We start from the raw sequence: 15,919 nt of genomic DNA, 5'->3' as shown, positions 1-15,919 counted from the left end.
GGAGGGGAAGACCGTTCAGAATTCGATCGAGGCCGATGCCTTGAAGGTGCGCGGGCCGCCCTGGAGCAGCCGCGAGCCGAAAGCGCTGAACGCGTTATAGGCTGTGGCCCAATAGCGCTTGTCCGCGACATTATCGACGTTGAAGCGCAGCGTCAGCGGGGTGTCGCCGACCAGCGCGACATAGCGCGCGCCAAGGTCGAAGCGCGTCCAGCTATCGAGTTCGAGCGTGTTGGCCGAGTCCACGGCCTGCTTGCCGGTGTAGACGACGCGGCCGACGAGCGTCAGCGCGGGCAGGAAGGGAAGATCCCATTCGACATTCGCGTTGGCGAGCACTTCGGGCACGCCGACCGCGTCCTTGCCTTCGTTCACGCCGCCCTCGGTCCGGCGCAGCTTGGCGTCGTTGAAGGTCAGGCCCGAGATGATGCGGAGGCCGTCGACCGGCTCGCCGTCGAGCGTGATCTCGACACCGCGGTTCCGCTGGGTGCCGTAATTGCCATAGACCAGCGTGTCGGGGTCGACGAAGCTGTTGGGCTTGTCGATCTGGAACAGCGCGAGACCCGCGTTGAAGCGGCCGAAGTTGAGCTTGCCGCCGACTTCATATTGCGTCGACTTGACCGGCGGCAGCACCGCGCCGCGGTTGACGACGGGGATGGCGTTGCCGTTGCCGTCATCGATCGTGAGCGGCGCGACGGAGCCTGCCACCAGACCCTCGATGCGGTTGCCGTAGAGCGAAAGCCCGGGGGCCGGCTTGACGACGAGGCCGAGAACCGGGGTCGCCGCCGATTCCTTGTAGCCGCCCGTGCGGGCGCCGTCGGTATAGGAATAGGAGGTCGTCTTGATCTCCTGCAGGCGCAGGCCGCCGGTGATCAGGATGCGGTCGTCGAGCAACCCGAGCGTGTCCGAGAAGAAGACGCTCGCCACGCGGTTACGGCCGATCGGGAACACATTGTCGAGGTCGCCGCCGACGAAACCGCCGGGCGTCGGCGCGGGCACGATGACCGGGTCATAGAGATTGGCGGGATAGGAGGCCCCAAAGTCGAAGGCGTTGCGGTTGACCTGCCAGCTCACCGCGGCGCCGGCGTTGATCTCGTGGCTCATGCCGCCGCCTTCGAGCTTGATGCGGATGCCGGCGGTCGCCGATTCATTATTGTCTTCGCGCGGCACGTACGAGCCGCTGCCCGTCGCGGCGCCGGTGACCGGATCGTTGAGGGTGATGCCCGCGGTGGTCTGATCCTCGCGCCCGTCGCGCGCGCCGACCTTGGCATAGAGCATCGCGGCGTCGGACAGGTCATATTCGAGGCTGAAGGTGCCGAAATAATCCTTGGTCAGGATCTGGCTCCACGGCTGCGAATAATTGGTGTCGGCGTGCGGAACGCGCGGGATCACCCCGCCGATGCCGACCTGGCCGCGCCAGTATGTCTGGTTCAGCCGCTGGTAGTTGAGGTTCAATGCAGCGCGCAGCGGGCCATTGTTGTAATCGAGCGTGGCGCCAAGGACGTAGCTCGAGTGGAACTCGTCGTCGATCGCGATGTCGCCGCGGCGCGCCGATCCGTTGATGCCCAGCCCCCACTCGCCGTTCGCGCCGAAGCGGCGCGCGACGTCCACCGCGCCCGAGAGGTGCGCGGCAGAGGTATAGCCGAGCGTCGCGCGGATCACGTCGCGCTCGGCCTTTTTGGGGAGCAGGTTGACGCTGCCGCCGATGCCGCTGCCACCCGGGGCGGCGCCGTTGAGGAAGGCGCTGGCGCCGTTGATGACCTGCACCGAGGAGACGAGTTCGGGCGCGACGATCTGGCGCGGGGTGATGCCATAGAGGCCGTCGAAGCCGACGTCGTCGGACGACAGGTCGAAGCCGCGGATGACGAAGACTTCGCCCGCGATACCGAAGCCGAGCGCGGTGCGGACGGTGGGATCATTCTCCAGCACTTCGCCGAGCGAATCGGGCTGCTGGTTGAGGATCAGCGCTTCGTTATAGCTGCGGATGTTGAACGGAATGTCCTCGGCCGCCTTGGTGCCGAAGACGCCGACATTGCCGCCGCTGGTGACCTTGGTCTGGTTGTTGCGCTGCGCGGTGACGAGGATCTCGTCGGCGCCGGCATCATCCTGCGCCATCGCGGGCGTCGCAATGGCGATCACGGCGGTGGCGGCGGTCAGCTCCAGCGCGGTGCGGAAGGTCGGTCTGGTCATGTTTATTCCCCTACGTGCGCGGCCCTGTCCCGCGCGGAAATTGGTCAGGTTCGGCGCGCGCGCATGGCCCAGCCGACGGCAAATACGGGTATGGCGAGCGCGGCCCACGACATCGCATCGCGCCATCCGTCGCCGGTCAGCGCGACGACGAGCCCGACGATGCTGACGGTCGCGAGCAGCAGCGGGACGGCGAAGATCGCGCGGAGGCCTTGGCTCTTCTTCATTCGGCGGGCTGCAATGTGCCGCCGCTCTCGACCTCACGCACGAGCGCGTCGGTTCCGAAGCGGCGCTTGCCGAGCCAGAGATAGAGGCCCGATCCGAGTATGATCATCGTGAAGACGGTCAGGACCGCCCAGAGCAATTTGAGCGGCAGCGCGCCATAGTCGCCGAAATGCAGCGGCTGCGACAGCGCGAGCGCCTTGGCGTACCAGGGCATCGGGCGCGCGTCGGTGAAGTCGCCCGTCTCGGCATCGATCAGCGCCGCGGTGAGCAGGCGTTCGGTGAGCGGCGTGTCGCCCTGGAAAAAGACGGCATAATGATGCTTGCTGCTGAACGCGCCGCCCGGGAAGGCGATGAACTGCGGATTGTTGCCGGGAATCTCCTTGCGCGCCGCGGCCATCGCCTTGTCGATCGAGCCATAATTTTCGGGGGGCACCGCGCCCTTGCCGGCGTAGGTCTTCGTCATCTCGGCCAGCTCGGTCCGCTGCCAATATTCGAAGATCGGGGTGGCGAGCGCGTTGATCACCCCGGTCGCGCCGACGACGGTCATCCACGCGAGCGCGACGATGCCGAGCAGATTGTGATAGTCGAGCCATTTGACGCGGCGGCTGCGCGAGGTGCGCAAGGTGCCGAAGTCGAGCTTTTTCATGAAGGGCGCGTAGAGGACGACGCCCGAGACGATCGCGATCACAAAGAGCAGCCCCATCAGCCCGAGGAAGAGCATGCCGGGCAGCCCGAGGAACATGTCGGTGTGAAGCTGGAGCAGGAAATGCATCACGCCGCTTTCGTCGACGGTCGCGGTGGCCGCGCCGGTCGAGCGGTCGAGGATCTGGATCGTCATGTCCTCCGCCGGGGAATCGGCGCGCGGTGCGGTGGTGATCGTCATCGACGGCTGCTCATTGTCGAACGCCATGAAGACGGGCACCTCGCCCGGCCGCGCGGCGAGCGCCTTTGCGAGCATTTCGTCGAGCGGTTTGAGGCCGGGGGCCTCGCCCGACGACCCGACGCCGGGCATGCCATAGTTCGGCATGTCCTCGGTCAGCGCGTCGATTTCATCGTGAAAGATCAGCGGCAGCCCGGTGACGCACAGCATCAGCAAAAAGCCGGTGCAGACGATGCTCGTCCATTTGTGGATCAGGAACCATGTCCGGATGGTCGATCGTTGCATGACAGGGGCCGCTGCTATTGCGAAGGAAAATCAATAGCGCCCTATGGCCTGACCCCGCAATTGACAACCGCCTTTGCGGCTGGAACCCCATCGTTCGGGCCAGCTATGCCATAGATCGGGCCAGTCAATGACGGCCGTTGGTCGCCCCGGGGCCGGGGAGATGTACGAAGAGGCTGCATTGTGGTGCGAACCCTTCGCGCGTTTCGAACCTATCAAATATCAATTTGCTTTCGGATTGCGGTGCCCTCAAGATGACACCCGAGGGACCCGCTCGTATCGCTTGGAGCAGCTATGCCTTTGAGCCACGAAATAGAGCGACTGCGCGCCGAGCATACGGCGCTGATCGCGCTGGCGCGGATCGTGACCGAACTGACCAATACTCCCGGCCCGCCGCAGCTGACCGAGCTGACGGCAGCGCGCGGACGGCTTCGCGAGATGCTGGTGCGCCACCTGAAATGCGAGGACTGGATCCTCTATCCGCGCCTGCGGGCGACCGGCGACCCCGACCTGATGCGGATCACGAACGAATTCGAATTGGAAATGGGCGATCTGGCGGCAGAATATGTCGCCTATGACGACAAATGGGAGCCCAAAAGGGTCGAGGCCAAATGGGCGGAATTCGGCCGAGAGACGGCGGCGATCTTCGACGTGCTGGCGATGCGGGTCGAACGCGAGGAACGCGAGCTCTACCCGCTCGCCGACAAGCTTTATGTCGCGGCCGCGGCGCTCGGCCCGGCGATCACGGACGAAGCGACAATTTCCAGCTGAGCGCGACGCGCCAGTCCTGATCATAGCCGGGCACCGGCTGGTTCCACGCATCGGCGAGTTCGAAGCCGATCGTCGCATTTTCCGAATAGGAAAGACGCACGCCGCCGCCCCAGCTGCCGAGCCGGAAATTGGTTCTGGGGATCGCGGTGCGCGCGAGCAGGGTGACGTCGGCATAATCGACGAAGCTGTAGATTTCGCTCTTCGCCAGCTTGCCGCCGCGCAGCGGGCGCAGCGCGAGTTCGCCGAAGGTGGCATAGCCGCGGTCGCCATTGACCAGCCCGTCGTCGAACGCGCGGCCGAAAGTCGCGCCGCCGACGCTGAAGCGCTGCGCCGCGGGCAGGCGGTCGCGCGTCCAGCGCCCCGTTGCGGCGGCGCGGACGACGAGCGCTTTGCCGATCGCCTGATTCGCCTCGATGCTGGCGTCGGCATAGAGGAAGCCGGCCTCGCCGACGCCGGGATCGACGCGCGCGCCCGCGAAATCGAGACCCTTGGCACCGCCGAGGCGCGCGCCGACGACGGTGCGCTCTTCGCTGAGGCGAAAGGCGAGGCCGCCGCTTGCCGTCCAGGTCTTCTCGGCGGCGATCGTCGAGCCGAACAGCGCGTTTTTCGAATCGAGATAGTCGATCCGCGCCGCGGCGACCAAATTGCGGCGCGTCGCGCGGATCAGCGGATGGGTAACCCCCAGCCCCGCGCTCCACGCCTCGCCGTCGATCGCGAGCCCCTTGGGGCGCGTGCGGAGCGCCGCGGCCGACAGCTCTGCGCGCGTGCCGCCGGCGCCGATCGGGGTCGAATGGCTCGCTGCCATATAGAGCAAGGATTTGAGGTTGACCGCCGCGGCGCCGGTGAGCCGCGTTTCATCGCCGCTGCGGATGAGACTGGTGCCGCGTGCGTTCGCCTCGACGATGCCGTCGTTCACGAACTGGCTGGTGCGCGTCGTGAAGCCGAGGCCGATCGTCGGTTTCTTCGCGTCGATTGCGAGGTCGAGCGCGACCGCGCCCTGCGCGCCGCCGAGCGCGAGCGACGGGGTGACGGTAAGGCCCGGAATGTCGGCGATATTGCCAAGCGCGCGCTCGAAGCGCGCGCGCGGTAGCGGGCGCTGGCCAGTGAGGCTCCGGGCCATCCTGCCGACGAGCGGCGCGGGGCCGCTCTCGCGCTCGCCGCTCAGCGTCACCGAGCCGATATAGCCCTCGGCCGAGGCGACGGTGACGACGCCGCCCGACAGATCCTGCTCGGGGATGACGAGCGTGAAGAGCGCGACGCTCGAGCGATTATAGGCGCGCGTCATCGCCGCGGCGAGCTTCGCGAGATTGTCCGCCGATGCGCGCTTGCCGACGAAGCGTTGCGCCGCGCGGCCGACATTCGCGGGCACGCCCGCACCAAGGAAGCGAATTTCGCGGATGGTGATGTCGGGCCGCGCGCCGAGTTCGACCTTGCCGAGCGAGAGCGGATTGGCCTCGGGATCGGGAAGCGGGTCGCGGCTGCGGTCGGGCGCGAGGGGCGGGCGGCCGTCGAGCGGTGTCGCCGCGGGCTGGGCCGCGAGCGCCGCGGCGGGGAGGAGCAGGGCTCCCGCCGCCGCCGCGGCGCAGGCGTTGCGCAATGGGCGCATAGGGTGCGGCTTCAGTTGCCGCGCTTCGGTTTCAGACCGCCGAGGACGCCCCCGACGGTGCCGGTGACCCCGGTGACGAGGCCGGTGACGGGATCGACCGCGGTGCCGCCGTCCGTCGCGCCGCCGCCCACTTGTCCGAGCGCGCCGGTCGCAGTGGCGACGACGTTGCTGACCAGCGTGACGGGCGATCCGACGGGGCTGCCGCCGGGCGTGCGGCCGGTCAGGCCGCCGGTGGCGCCGCCGAGCAGATTGCCGCCGGTTCCGGGCTGGAGCGTGACGAGCTGGCCGCCCGAACCGACGCCGACGGTCAGCAGGCTGCCGTTCTGCTGGCCGGGCGAGAGGATGCTCGCGCCGATCAGCGGCGAGGCGGTGGGGCTGCCGATCGCGGTGGCCTTGCCGATCGTTGCGGTGATCAGCTGGCCGGGGGCGGCGGCGAGGCCGTCGACCAGATATTGCTGGCCATTGCCGGTCTGGACGAGCGCGACCCCGGTGCTTTTGACGACGCCGACGACGGTGCCGACGAGGTTGCTGTTGCCGGGCACCTTGCCGTCGACCGCGCTGGCGAGCAGCAGTCCCTTGTCGGCGATGACATTGACGAGCCCGCCCGTCTTGACGAGCACGCCGCCGATCACCGGATTGGTGCTGGCGGGATCGCCGGTGTTGGCGAGCAGGCCCGTACCCGCGACGCCGCCGGGGCCGACGAGACCGCCAACCGCGAGCGCCCCCGCGCTGCCAAGGCCGAGGCCGCTACCCGCCGGGCCCGCGGGACCGGTCGCGCCGGTTGCCCCGGCCGGACCGGGCGCGCCGGCCGGGCCGACGGTGCCGGTTGCCCCGCCGCTGCCGACGCTGCCGACGCGGTAACTGCCCGACGATTCGCAGGCCGCGAGCGCGAAGCACGCCGGGATGAGAATGAGATGGGCCGGGCGGAGTTCAAGACGGAAGAAAGGCATGAGATATCCCCTTCGTACATGATCTGGTCCCTGGACCCCATATTCCCAAACGAACTCCAAAGTTCCCTTTGTTGTTGAAATTAATTGTTATTAACCGAACATATAAACTAGTAAATTAGGAGATACTACGCGTTTCCTTGCAATGAGTGGCAAGGTGTTAACTAAAATTTTTCTGTAGTTCGTTCTTCAAGCTAACTTGGCGTCGTCAATATGTGATCCATCAAGGCACATGATTTTCGCAAATTGATTTATGTAAAAAGTTCCCGTCGCAAGTTTGGCGCGATTGCCGCTTATCCTTCTTCTTTCCGTCATCGCGTTGTCACGCCTTCGCCGCAGCGCAGCAATATCGCCCGCCTATGCCCCCGCGACCCCGGCGCCATTTCGCGACCGGGAAAAGGGGATCCATCGATGACCACTCAGTTCAGGAGCCGCCTGCGCGCCGGGGCCGCCTCGATCGCTGCGCTCGCCGTGCTGGCCGCGACGCCGGCCTTTGCCGAAGACGCCGCGGCGGATGCGGCCGATAGCGCCGATGTCGCGGAGATCGTCGTGCTCGGGCAGGGTCAGGCGCGTCAGGTGCAGGAACTGGGCGCCGCCGACATCGCGCTCGAAGTGTCGGGGATCAGCCCGCTCAAGGCCATCGACAAGCTGCCCGGGGTCAATTTCCAGGCGGCCGATCCGTTCGGCGCCTATGAATGGTCGGCACGCATCTCGATCCGCGGTTTCAGCCAGAACCAGCTCGGCTTCACGCTCGACGGCGTCCCGCTCGGCGACATGAATTACGGCAACCACAACGGCCTGCACATCAGCCGCGCGATCATCAGCGAGAATGTCGGCCGCGTCGAAGTCGCGCAGGGCGCGGGCTCGCTCGCGGCGGCGTCGACGAGCAACCTTGGCGGCACGATCGAATTTTTCTCGCGCGAACCGGCCGAAGACCTCGGCGTCGACGTGTCGGGCACCTATGGCAGCGACGAGACCAAGCGTATCTTCGCGCGCATCGACAGCGGCGAGATCGCGCCGGGTGGCCCGCGCCTGTCGCTGAGCTATGCTTGGGCTGATGCCGACAAGTGGAAGGGCAATGGCGTCCAGCGTCAGGATCAGGTCAACGCGCGCATCGTCCAGCCGGTGGGCGACGGCCAGTTCTTCGGCTTCGTCAACTATTCGAACCGCCGCGAGAATGACTATCAGGACCTCTCCGCCGACATGATCGGCCGCCTCGGTTATCAGTGGGACAATTTTGCCAAGGATTGGGACACGGCGGTCCAGGTCGCCAAAGTCTATCAGAATCAGGTCGCGCGCGCGGCCTATAACGCCGGCGTCGCCAATGGCAGCCTGCCGCTCGGAACGCCCTATGTCGCGCCCTATGCCGGGGCCGGCGAGGCATTCCCGGCGCCGGTCGCGACGGTTGACGACGCCTATTATGACGCTTCAGGACTGCGCAAGGACTGGCTGGCCGGCGTCGGCGTCGAGGCGCCGCTCGGCGAATATTGGACGCTGAAGGCGATGGGCTATTACCATGGCAACAAGGGCCGCGGGCTGTGGTTCACGCCCTATGTCACGACCCCCGGCGGCGCGCCGATGACGATCCGCACCACCGAATATGACATCGAACGCTATGGCATCGTCACCTCCAGCCTGTTCGAGGTCGGCAACAACAAGTTCGAAATCGGCATGTGGTACGAGGACAACGCCTTCAATCAGGCGCGGCGTTTCTATGGCCTTGCCAATACGACCGGCGCGCCGAGCCGCGGCAGCCTGAAATTCCCGAAGGACCCGCTCGCGACGCAGTGGGAGTTCGATTTCAACACCCAGACGCTGCAATATCATGTCCAGGACACGCTCGACCTCGGCAGCTTCCAGATCAATGCGGGCTGGAAGGGGCTGCGCGTCACCAACCTTGCGACGCCGATCGTGCGCGGCGGGCTCGCGTCGGGGAAAACCGAGGCGAAGGACTGGTTCCTGCCGCAGGCGGGGCTGCTCTATCGCCTCAACGACGATAACGAGCTGTTCGCGAGCTACACCGAAAATATCCGCGCCTTCGAATCGTCGGCGACCGGCGGTCCCTTCGCCACGACGCAGGCGGGTTTCGACGCGCTCGACCTCAAACCCGAAACCTCGACCACCTACGAACTCGGTTTCCGCACCAAATCGCCCCGCTTTCAGGGCGTGATCGCGGGCTATTATGTCGACTTCAAGGATCGCATCATCGCCTTCGCCAACGGGTCGGGCATTCAGGGTAATCCGGCGATCCTGAGCAACGTCGGCGACGTCCGTTCGTGGGGCGTCGAGGCGGCGGGCACGTTCCGCGTCACCCCCGAACTCTCGCTCTTCGCTTCCTATGCCTACAACGACTCCGAATATCAGGACGATGTCGTCAATGCGGCGGGCGGGGTGGTCGCGGCGACCGCGGGCAAGACGGTGGTCAATTCGCCGAGGCATCTCGCCAAGGGCGAAATCACCTGGGACAATGGCGATTTCTTCGCGCGCGTCGGCGCCAACTACACGTCGAAGCGCTATTATTCCTACGAGAATGACGCCGAAGTCGGCGGGTTCGTGATCGTCGACGCCAGCATCGGATACCGGCTCAACGACCGCATCTCGATCCAGGCCAATGCGACGAACCTGTTCGACAAGGAATATGTGTCGACGATCGGCACCAACGGCTTCGCCAACCGCGGTGATAGTCAGACCTTGCTGACGGGCGCGCCGCAGCAGTTCTTTGTGACGTTGAAGGCCGGGTTCTAGACCCGACGTCGCTTCTCAACGATTGACGATGATGGCGCGGTCCAGCTAGGGCCGCGCCATCATTTTTTGGGAAATATAGTCATGACCGATACGCCCCCCGACCGCATGTCGACCAATCCGCGCTCGCCCCATTTCGACATGGAGGTGCTGCAGCGTGGCATCGGAATCCGCTTCAAGGGCAAGGAGCGCACCGACGTCGAGGAATATTCGATCTCCGAAGGCTGGATCCGCGTCGCCGCGGGCAAGTCGAAGGACCGCTTTGGCCAGGCGATGACGATCAAGCTGTCGGGCGAGGTCGAAGCCTGGTTCGAAGACACCGCCGCCAGCGGCGAAGGCGACGAAGCCTAAACACACCGGCGTCACAGCGCATAAAGAAAAGCCCCGGAGCGATCCGGGGCTTTCTTTGTGCGCGATGCGCTTGCCGAATGTCGTTCGGGCTTACTGGCCGAGCGAGGCGGCGACGAATTCGAGGCCGTTGCCGGGTTTCCAGTCGTTCTGGGCCCAGACGGGCGCCTTGAAGCTGGGAGCCTTGTTCGGTGCGCCCGCTTCGCCGTCGGCGTAGATGAAGCCCTGCACCGGATTGGCGCGCAGGCCGAGGTCGCCGATCGGCGCGTACCACACGCGAACCATGCTCCAGTCGCCATCCGAGCTGACGTCGACAACGCGGACGTTGCGTTCGATCTGGCCGCGGCGGCCGTTGATCGGCGACCAGTTGGCATGGTCGATCAGGATTTCACGGTCGCTGACGATCTTCTTGACGACGGCAACATGGCCGAGCGGCATGCCGCCGGTGCCGGCGAAGGCCATCACGGCGCCCTGGCGGGGCTCTTCGCCGCGCTGATAGGTGCCGGCGGCCTGCGCCCACCAGGTCTTGGCGTTGCCGCGGATTTCGACGCCCGATTCGGCGCGGGCAAAGGGGACGCACTGCAGATAGTCGCGTGCCGCGGCGGGCGCGCTGACGAGCAGGCCGGTGATCATCATCACAGACGCCATGGCGGCTGCCAGATAACGACGAATAGGCATGGAAAGCGACCCCCCGATGGCTTGTCTTCAAGCGTTGGAGCGTCTTTGCCACGGTCCGCGCGGCACACCACCCGGATAGCGACGAGTCGCGCCGTCGATGCGGTGGATGGGGGAACCTTTTGTTAAGGCGTTCAATTCGTCGTGCGGGCATTTCGGTTTATCGAGCAAATCGAATCCGTCGACCCCGCGTAGGCGGGGGCCGTCATTCGGCCTTGATCCGATGTTGCGGTCTAAAACGACATCGGCCCCCGCCTGCGCGGGGGCGACGATTTGGGTTTGTCAGGCGGCGACGGTCGCCACATCGTCGGGGGCGCGGAACAGCGTCAGCACGTCGCTCGCGGGCATCGGGCGCCCGTAATAATAGCCTTGGATATTGCTGCAGCCGAAGCCGCGGAGCGTTTCGACCTCGAGCTCGGTTTCTGCTCCCTCGGCGGTCGTCGACATGCCGAGGCTATCGGCGAGCGCGACGACAGCGCGGATGATCGCGATCGATTCGATGCTGCCCTTCGCCGCGCCGACGACGAAGCTGCGGTCGACCTTGATCGTCGAGAATTGCGTCTTGCGCAGGTAACCGAGCGACGAATAACCGGTGCCGAAATCGTCGAGCGACAGGCGGATGCCGAGCCCGATGAGCTGGTCGAGCAATTGCGCCGCGCCGCCGCCGTCGCGCAGGAAGACGCTTTCGGTGACTTCGATCTCGAGCCGCTGCGGCGAAAGCCCGCTCTGCGCGAGCGCCGAGACGACGACCGAGGCGAAGCTCGGGTCGGTGAGCTGGTCGGCCGAGACGTTGACCGCGACCTTCAGGTTCGACGGCCATTTCATCGCTTCGCGGCACGCGGTGCGCAGCACCCATTCGCCGATCGGCGAGATCAGCCGCGCATCCTCGGCGAGCGGGATGAAGCGGCCCGGCGACACATTGCCGAGCTTCTGGTTGTGCCAGCGGATCAGCGCCTCGAAGCCGTTCAATGTGCCGTCGGCGGCGGTCACCACCGGCTGGTAATAAAGTTCGAATTCGCCGCGCTCGAGCGCGCCGCGCAATTCCTGCTCCATCACGCGCCGTTCCTCGGCTTGCGCGTGCAACGATGCGACATAGGCGGCGACGACATTGCCGCCCTTGTCCTTGGACTTGTAGAGCGCAAGGTCGGCGTTGCGGGTCAGCGTTTCGACCGTCGCGCCATCGGTCGGCCCGATCGCGAAGCCGACGCTGGCGCCGACGAACAGCTGGTGATTGTCGACCACATAGGGACGGCTGATCGTCGTGATGATCCGCTGCGCGAGATCCTCGGCGCTGTCGGCCGAGGCGACATTGTGGAGCACGACCGCGAATTCGTCGCCGCCGAGCCGGCCGCAGGTCATCCCGCGCTCCATCAGGCCCTTCAGCCGTGCCGCGACCTGCGCGAGCAATTTGTCGCCGACGGGGTGGCCCAGCGTATCGTTGACCGCCTTGAACCGGTCGAGGTCGATCATCAGCAGCGCGCAGCGCGACTTGGCCTCGAGCGCATGCGCCAGCGCGCGCGCCAGATCCTCGTTGAGGCTCAGGCGATTGGGCAGGCCGGTGAGATTGTCGAAGCGCGCCATTTTGGCGATCTGTTCGGCGGTCGCGCGCTTTTCGGTGACGTCCGATCCGACGCCGCGGAAGCCGAGGAACTTGCCGGCTTCGTCGAGGCGCGGCGACGCGGACAATTCCCACCAGCGCGGCATGCCGCCGATCGTGACCGGCACGATCAGATTCGAAAAGCTCTCGCGCCGTTTCATCCGTTCGGCCATGTCGTGGAGGCTTTTGGGGAACAGGCCGGTTTCCCAGGCATCGCCCGACAGCGCCTGCAACAGTGGGATGTTCTCGAGCGTCTCCGCGGTGCCGCCGAGCGCATAGGCGAGGCGCGGCGAGACATGAACGAGGCGGCGGCTGTTGTCGGTCTGCCACAGCCAGTCGGCCGAGGTTTCCTCGAATTCGCGCAGCAGCAAACTCACCGTTTCGGTCTTTTCGTGCAGCGTCTCTTCGGCGCGGCGAAAGCGGATATGGCTTTGCGCAAAACGGACGCAGAAGGCGCAAAGGAGCAGCCCGGCGGCGATCGCCACGCCGGCCAGCTGGGGCGCGCCGGCGCGCACCAGCGCGGCGGCAGCCGACAGGGTGACGGGCCCGATAAACAGCACGCAGGCCAGCGGGACGCTGTGCGCGACGATCGAGAGCGTGACCATCATCAGCACCGCGATCGTCCACATCGAAAGGACATGGTCGAGCGCCGGCGTCAGCCCCTGCAACCAGAAGGGCGACCCCCAAAGAACCGCCGAATAGAGCGCGTGCCGCACGCACAGCCGATATTCGGCCACCCCAGACAGCTTGGGGTCGCCGAGCGGGAGGTTGCGGAATTTGCTGTACGACCAGAGGCCGAAGACCAACGCGCCGCCCAGCCAGCCGGCGGCGACCGGCAACGGCACGCTGAGGATCATGGTGAAAGCCGCAACGAGCGCCATTCCCATGCCCATCACCAGGCGCAGCGATCCGCGGCCGCGAAGCGGCGCAAGCTGGAGCTGGCGGAGGTTGCCGATGTCCTGATCGCGCGGCCCCAGCCCCAAAAGGGTCCGCGCAGGAATGACTTCGGCAGCAATCGGATCGGTCAGCAGGCTTTTCACGCCCGCAGGTTTAGCGCGCGGGTATTACCCGAAGGTAACCAAGCGCGCGCCAAGGCACGGTTTTCTGTCCCTTGTCGGGACAGGAAAAACGTGGCCGTTCAGCGGGTTGATCAGGCCGCCATCGCGAAAGGCTGGATTTCCCCGGCCAGATATTGCGCGCGCGCCTTCGACCGGCTGAGCTTGCCCGAACTGGTCCGCGGCAGCGTGCGCGGCGGGATCAGTTCGATCAGGCAGTTCATGCCGGTGATCGCGCGGACGCGGTCGCGAATCGTCTCGCGCAGCGCGAGGCGCTCAGCCTCGTCGCTGGTGCGGCACTGGACGAGCACCGCGGGGGTTTCCTCGCCGCCGGGCGCGGTGATTGCAAAGGCCGCGATGTCGCCCGATTTGAAGCCCGGCAATTGCTCGACCGCCCACTCGATATCCTGCGGCCAGTGATTCTTGCCGTTGATGATGATCATGTCCTTGGCGCGGCCGACGATATAGATGTAACCGTCTGACAAATAACCCATATCGCCGGTGTCGAGCCAGCCGTCCTTCATGCAGGCGGCGGTCGATTCGGGATCGCGGAAATAGCCGGTCATCAGCGACGGGCCGGTGCACCACACTTTGCCGACGGTCTGGTCGGGCAGCGGGTTCCCCGCTTCGTCGCGGACCTCGATCACCATGTCGCGCGCGGCGCGGCCGCAGTTGACGATCGCGCGGTAACGCGTCGGCCGGCCCGAATCATTCGCGGCGCCCGACAGCTCGGTTTCCTCGACCAGTTCGACGACGATGCCTTCGCCCGGCGGCATGATGCTGACCGCGAGCGTCGCTTCGGCAAGGCCGTAGCTCGGCAGGAAGGCACTCGCCTTGAAACCCGCGTCGGCAAAGGCATCGACGAAGCTTTGCATCACGTCGGGCCGGATCATGTCGGCGCCATTGCCCGCGACGCGCCAGCGCGACAGGTCGAAGCGGTCGGCGACGTGCGTCTGGCTCGACACGCGGCGCGCGCAGATGTCGTAACCGAAGGTCGGCGAATAGCTGAGCGTCGTGCCTTCGTTGCGGCTGATCAGATCGAGCCAGGCGAGCGGGCGGCGGGCGAAATCCTCGGTCTTGAGATAATCGACCGAGACCTGGTTCGCGACGGGCGAGAGCAGGCAGCCGACGAGGCCCATGTCGTGATACCAGGGCAGCCACGAGATACAGCGGTCGCTGTCGCGCACTTCCATGCCGTGGCTGTGCGCCGCGAGGTTGTTGAGTAGCGCGGCATGGGTGACGGCGACGCCGTGCGGGAAGCGCGTCGAGCCGCTGCTGTATTGCAGATAGCAGGTCTCGTCCGACTTTTGCTCGGGAAGCGCGGCGACCGGTGCCGGACTCTGTTCGAACGCGCTCCAGTCGACGGGCTTCACGCCTTCTTTCTCGGCCGCTTCGACCGCCATCGCGGCGATTTCGGGCGGGAAGAAGAGCATCGTGGGATCGCAGCTGGAAAGCTGCACGACGAGCTGGCCGACATAGCTGTCGCGCCCGCCGAAGCTGGTCGGCAGCGGCAGCGGCACCGGCCAGGCGCCGGCGTAGATCGTGCCGAAGAAGAGCGCGGCGAATTCGGGGCCGGTTTCGGCGATCAGCGCGATTCGGTCGCCGGGCTTCACCCCCGCGGCGATCAGCCGATAGGCGGCCCGAAGCGCGTCGGCCTTGAGTTCGCTGTACGGATAGGGGCGCACGAGACGCCCACGCGGATCGTGGAAATTGAGCCCGCGCGTACCGTTCGCGGCATAATCGAGCGCCTCGCCGATGGTGGCGAAGTCCGAAAAGCGGCGCGGTTGCGCACAGAGCGTCGGGGTCGACGTCAGCGCGTCGGCCTGCGTTTCGATGATCTGAGTCATAGGGGGTGCGACATCCCGTGAAACGGGCCGCGCGGCAACAAGCATGTCATCTTTTGAAGCCATAGTACCGTGCGCGAGCCCTGTGTTGTTAGAACAATCGCCCATTTCCGGGCGTTATGGCCCGATATGGCGGTGTTGATCGTTCTCAATCAGGCCCGACTGTGGCACAAACATGGCATATGCCCAAGCATCGCGCTCACTCCGACCGATCGAAAAGGCCGCTTGGCGCCGCGAAGCTTGACGAACTGGCGCTCGCCTATGTCGCGCGATTCGCGACGAGCCGGGCAAAACTGACACGCTATTTGTCGCGAAAAGTCCGCGAATCCGAATGGATAGACAATGTCGACGCCATGACGGCGTGCGAGGCGGTGGCCGACCGGATGGAGCGTTTGCACTATCTCGACGACCGGCAATATGCCGTAATGCGTGCGGGCGCGATGACGCGGCGCGGGCTCGGCGTGCGGCGGGTCAAGGCGCAGCTGTACGTCGACGGAATCGCGGAGGAAGACAGCGGCGAGGCGATCGAGACGGCGGAGGGCGCCGCGGTGGCCGCGGCGGTCGGATTCGCGCGGCGGCGGCGGTTCGGGCCGTTCGCGATGCAATCGACCGACGATCCGAAACAGCGCGAGCGGCAAATCGCCGCCTTTCTGCGCGCGGGGCACAGCATGGCGATCGCGCGCCGCATCCTCGCCGTCCCCCCGGGGGACGAGGCGGCGTTGGCGGTGCTGGACGATGAAGCGATGCTCGATTAGGTCCGGCGGCA

Annotated in this window: 12 protein-coding genes; 4 read left to right on the top strand and 8 right to left on the bottom strand. The window is 66.0% G+C overall.

Annotation, left to right across the window (positions count from 1 at the left end):
• Positions 1-15: 15 nt before the first annotated feature.
• From ACTJI5_RS15015 to ACTJI5_RS15005, 3 genes are read right to left on the bottom strand one after another with little or no spacing between them, the layout of a single operon-like run.
• On the bottom strand, positions 16-2,184 hold the full coding sequence (locus tag ACTJI5_RS15015; RefSeq protein WP_440860876.1) for a TonB-dependent receptor: 2,169 nt from the start codon (positions 2,182-2,184) through the stop codon (positions 16-18).
• 44 nt (positions 2,185-2,228) lie between these two features.
• On the bottom strand, positions 2,229-2,408 hold the full coding sequence (locus ACTJI5_RS15010; protein ID WP_058537690.1) for a hypothetical protein: 180 nt from the start codon (positions 2,406-2,408) through the stop codon (positions 2,229-2,231).
• Positions 2,405-3,571: a PepSY-associated TM helix domain-containing protein gene (locus tag ACTJI5_RS15005; RefSeq protein WP_310257082.1), complete on the bottom strand. Its 1,167-nt coding sequence runs from the start codon at positions 3,569-3,571 to the stop codon at positions 2,405-2,407. Before ACTJI5_RS15005 ends, ACTJI5_RS15010 begins: the two co-directional genes overlap by 4 nt.
• Before the next feature lie 291 nt (positions 3,572-3,862).
• Between ACTJI5_RS15005 and ACTJI5_RS15000 the strand changes: the two genes are divergently transcribed.
• Positions 3,863-4,339: a hemerythrin domain-containing protein gene (locus ACTJI5_RS15000; RefSeq protein WP_440860875.1), complete on the top strand. Its 477-nt coding sequence runs from the start codon at positions 3,863-3,865 to the stop codon at positions 4,337-4,339.
• On the opposite strand, the gene ACTJI5_RS14995 is transcribed toward ACTJI5_RS15000, so the two are convergent.
• Both ACTJI5_RS14995 and ACTJI5_RS14990 read right to left on the bottom strand, forming a co-directional pair.
• On the bottom strand, positions 4,311-5,945 hold the full coding sequence (locus ACTJI5_RS14995) for a ShlB/FhaC/HecB family hemolysin secretion/activation protein (RefSeq protein ID WP_440860874.1): 1,635 nt from the start codon (positions 5,943-5,945) through the stop codon (positions 4,311-4,313). The genes ACTJI5_RS15000 and ACTJI5_RS14995 overlap by 29 nt on opposite strands.
• Positions 5,946-5,956: 11 nt before the next feature.
• Positions 5,957-6,895 (bottom strand): hypothetical protein, encoded by a 939-nt coding sequence (locus ACTJI5_RS14990; protein WP_440860873.1) that lies wholly within the window; start codon positions 6,893-6,895, stop codon positions 5,957-5,959.
• A gap of 408 nt (positions 6,896-7,303) precedes the next feature.
• Here ACTJI5_RS14990 and ACTJI5_RS14985 point away from each other — a divergent pair, with 408 nt between their 5' ends.
• Both ACTJI5_RS14985 and ACTJI5_RS14980 read left to right on the top strand, forming a co-directional pair.
• Positions 7,304-9,637, top strand: a complete 2,334-nt coding sequence (locus tag ACTJI5_RS14985; protein WP_440860872.1) for a TonB-dependent receptor — start codon at positions 7,304-7,306, stop codon at positions 9,635-9,637.
• Between the two features lie 81 nt (positions 9,638-9,718).
• The gene (locus ACTJI5_RS14980) at positions 9,719-9,985 is read left to right on the top strand and encodes a DUF3297 family protein (protein ID WP_310257095.1); all 267 of its coding nucleotides are present in this window, start codon (positions 9,719-9,721) and stop codon (positions 9,983-9,985) included.
• A gap of 90 nt (positions 9,986-10,075) precedes the next feature.
• Here ACTJI5_RS14980 and ACTJI5_RS14975 read toward each other — a convergent pair whose 3' ends face one another.
• The 3 genes from ACTJI5_RS14975 to ACTJI5_RS14965 form a co-directional block, all read right to left on the bottom strand.
• Complete coding sequence (locus tag ACTJI5_RS14975) at positions 10,076-10,660, bottom strand: CHAP domain-containing protein (protein ID WP_440860871.1); 585 nt, start codon at positions 10,658-10,660, stop codon at positions 10,076-10,078.
• Positions 10,661-10,939: 279 nt separating this feature from the next.
• Positions 10,940-13,294 carry a putative bifunctional diguanylate cyclase/phosphodiesterase gene (locus tag ACTJI5_RS14970; protein WP_058537697.1) on the bottom strand — a complete coding sequence of 785 codons (2,355 nt, stop codon included), beginning with the start codon at positions 13,292-13,294 and terminating at the stop codon, positions 10,940-10,942.
• 110 nt (positions 13,295-13,404) lie between these two features.
• The gene (locus ACTJI5_RS14965; RefSeq protein WP_440860870.1) at positions 13,405-15,156 is read right to left on the bottom strand and encodes a fatty acyl-AMP ligase; all 1,752 of its coding nucleotides are present in this window, start codon (positions 15,154-15,156) and stop codon (positions 13,405-13,407) included.
• A gap of 179 nt (positions 15,157-15,335) precedes the next feature.
• On the opposite strand from ACTJI5_RS14965, the gene ACTJI5_RS14960 reads away from it, so the two are divergent.
• Positions 15,336-15,908, top strand: a complete 573-nt coding sequence (locus tag ACTJI5_RS14960; RefSeq protein ID WP_440860869.1) for a regulatory protein RecX — start codon at positions 15,336-15,338, stop codon at positions 15,906-15,908.
• Positions 15,909-15,919: the final 11 nt, after the last annotated feature.

Origin of the sequence: Sphingopyxis sp. 22461 (assembly GCF_052044915.1) — a bacterium.
In the GTDB taxonomy this organism is placed as follows: domain Bacteria; phylum Pseudomonadota; class Alphaproteobacteria; order Sphingomonadales; family Sphingomonadaceae; genus Sphingopyxis.
This window is presented reverse-complemented; position numbering and strand designations above follow the sequence as displayed.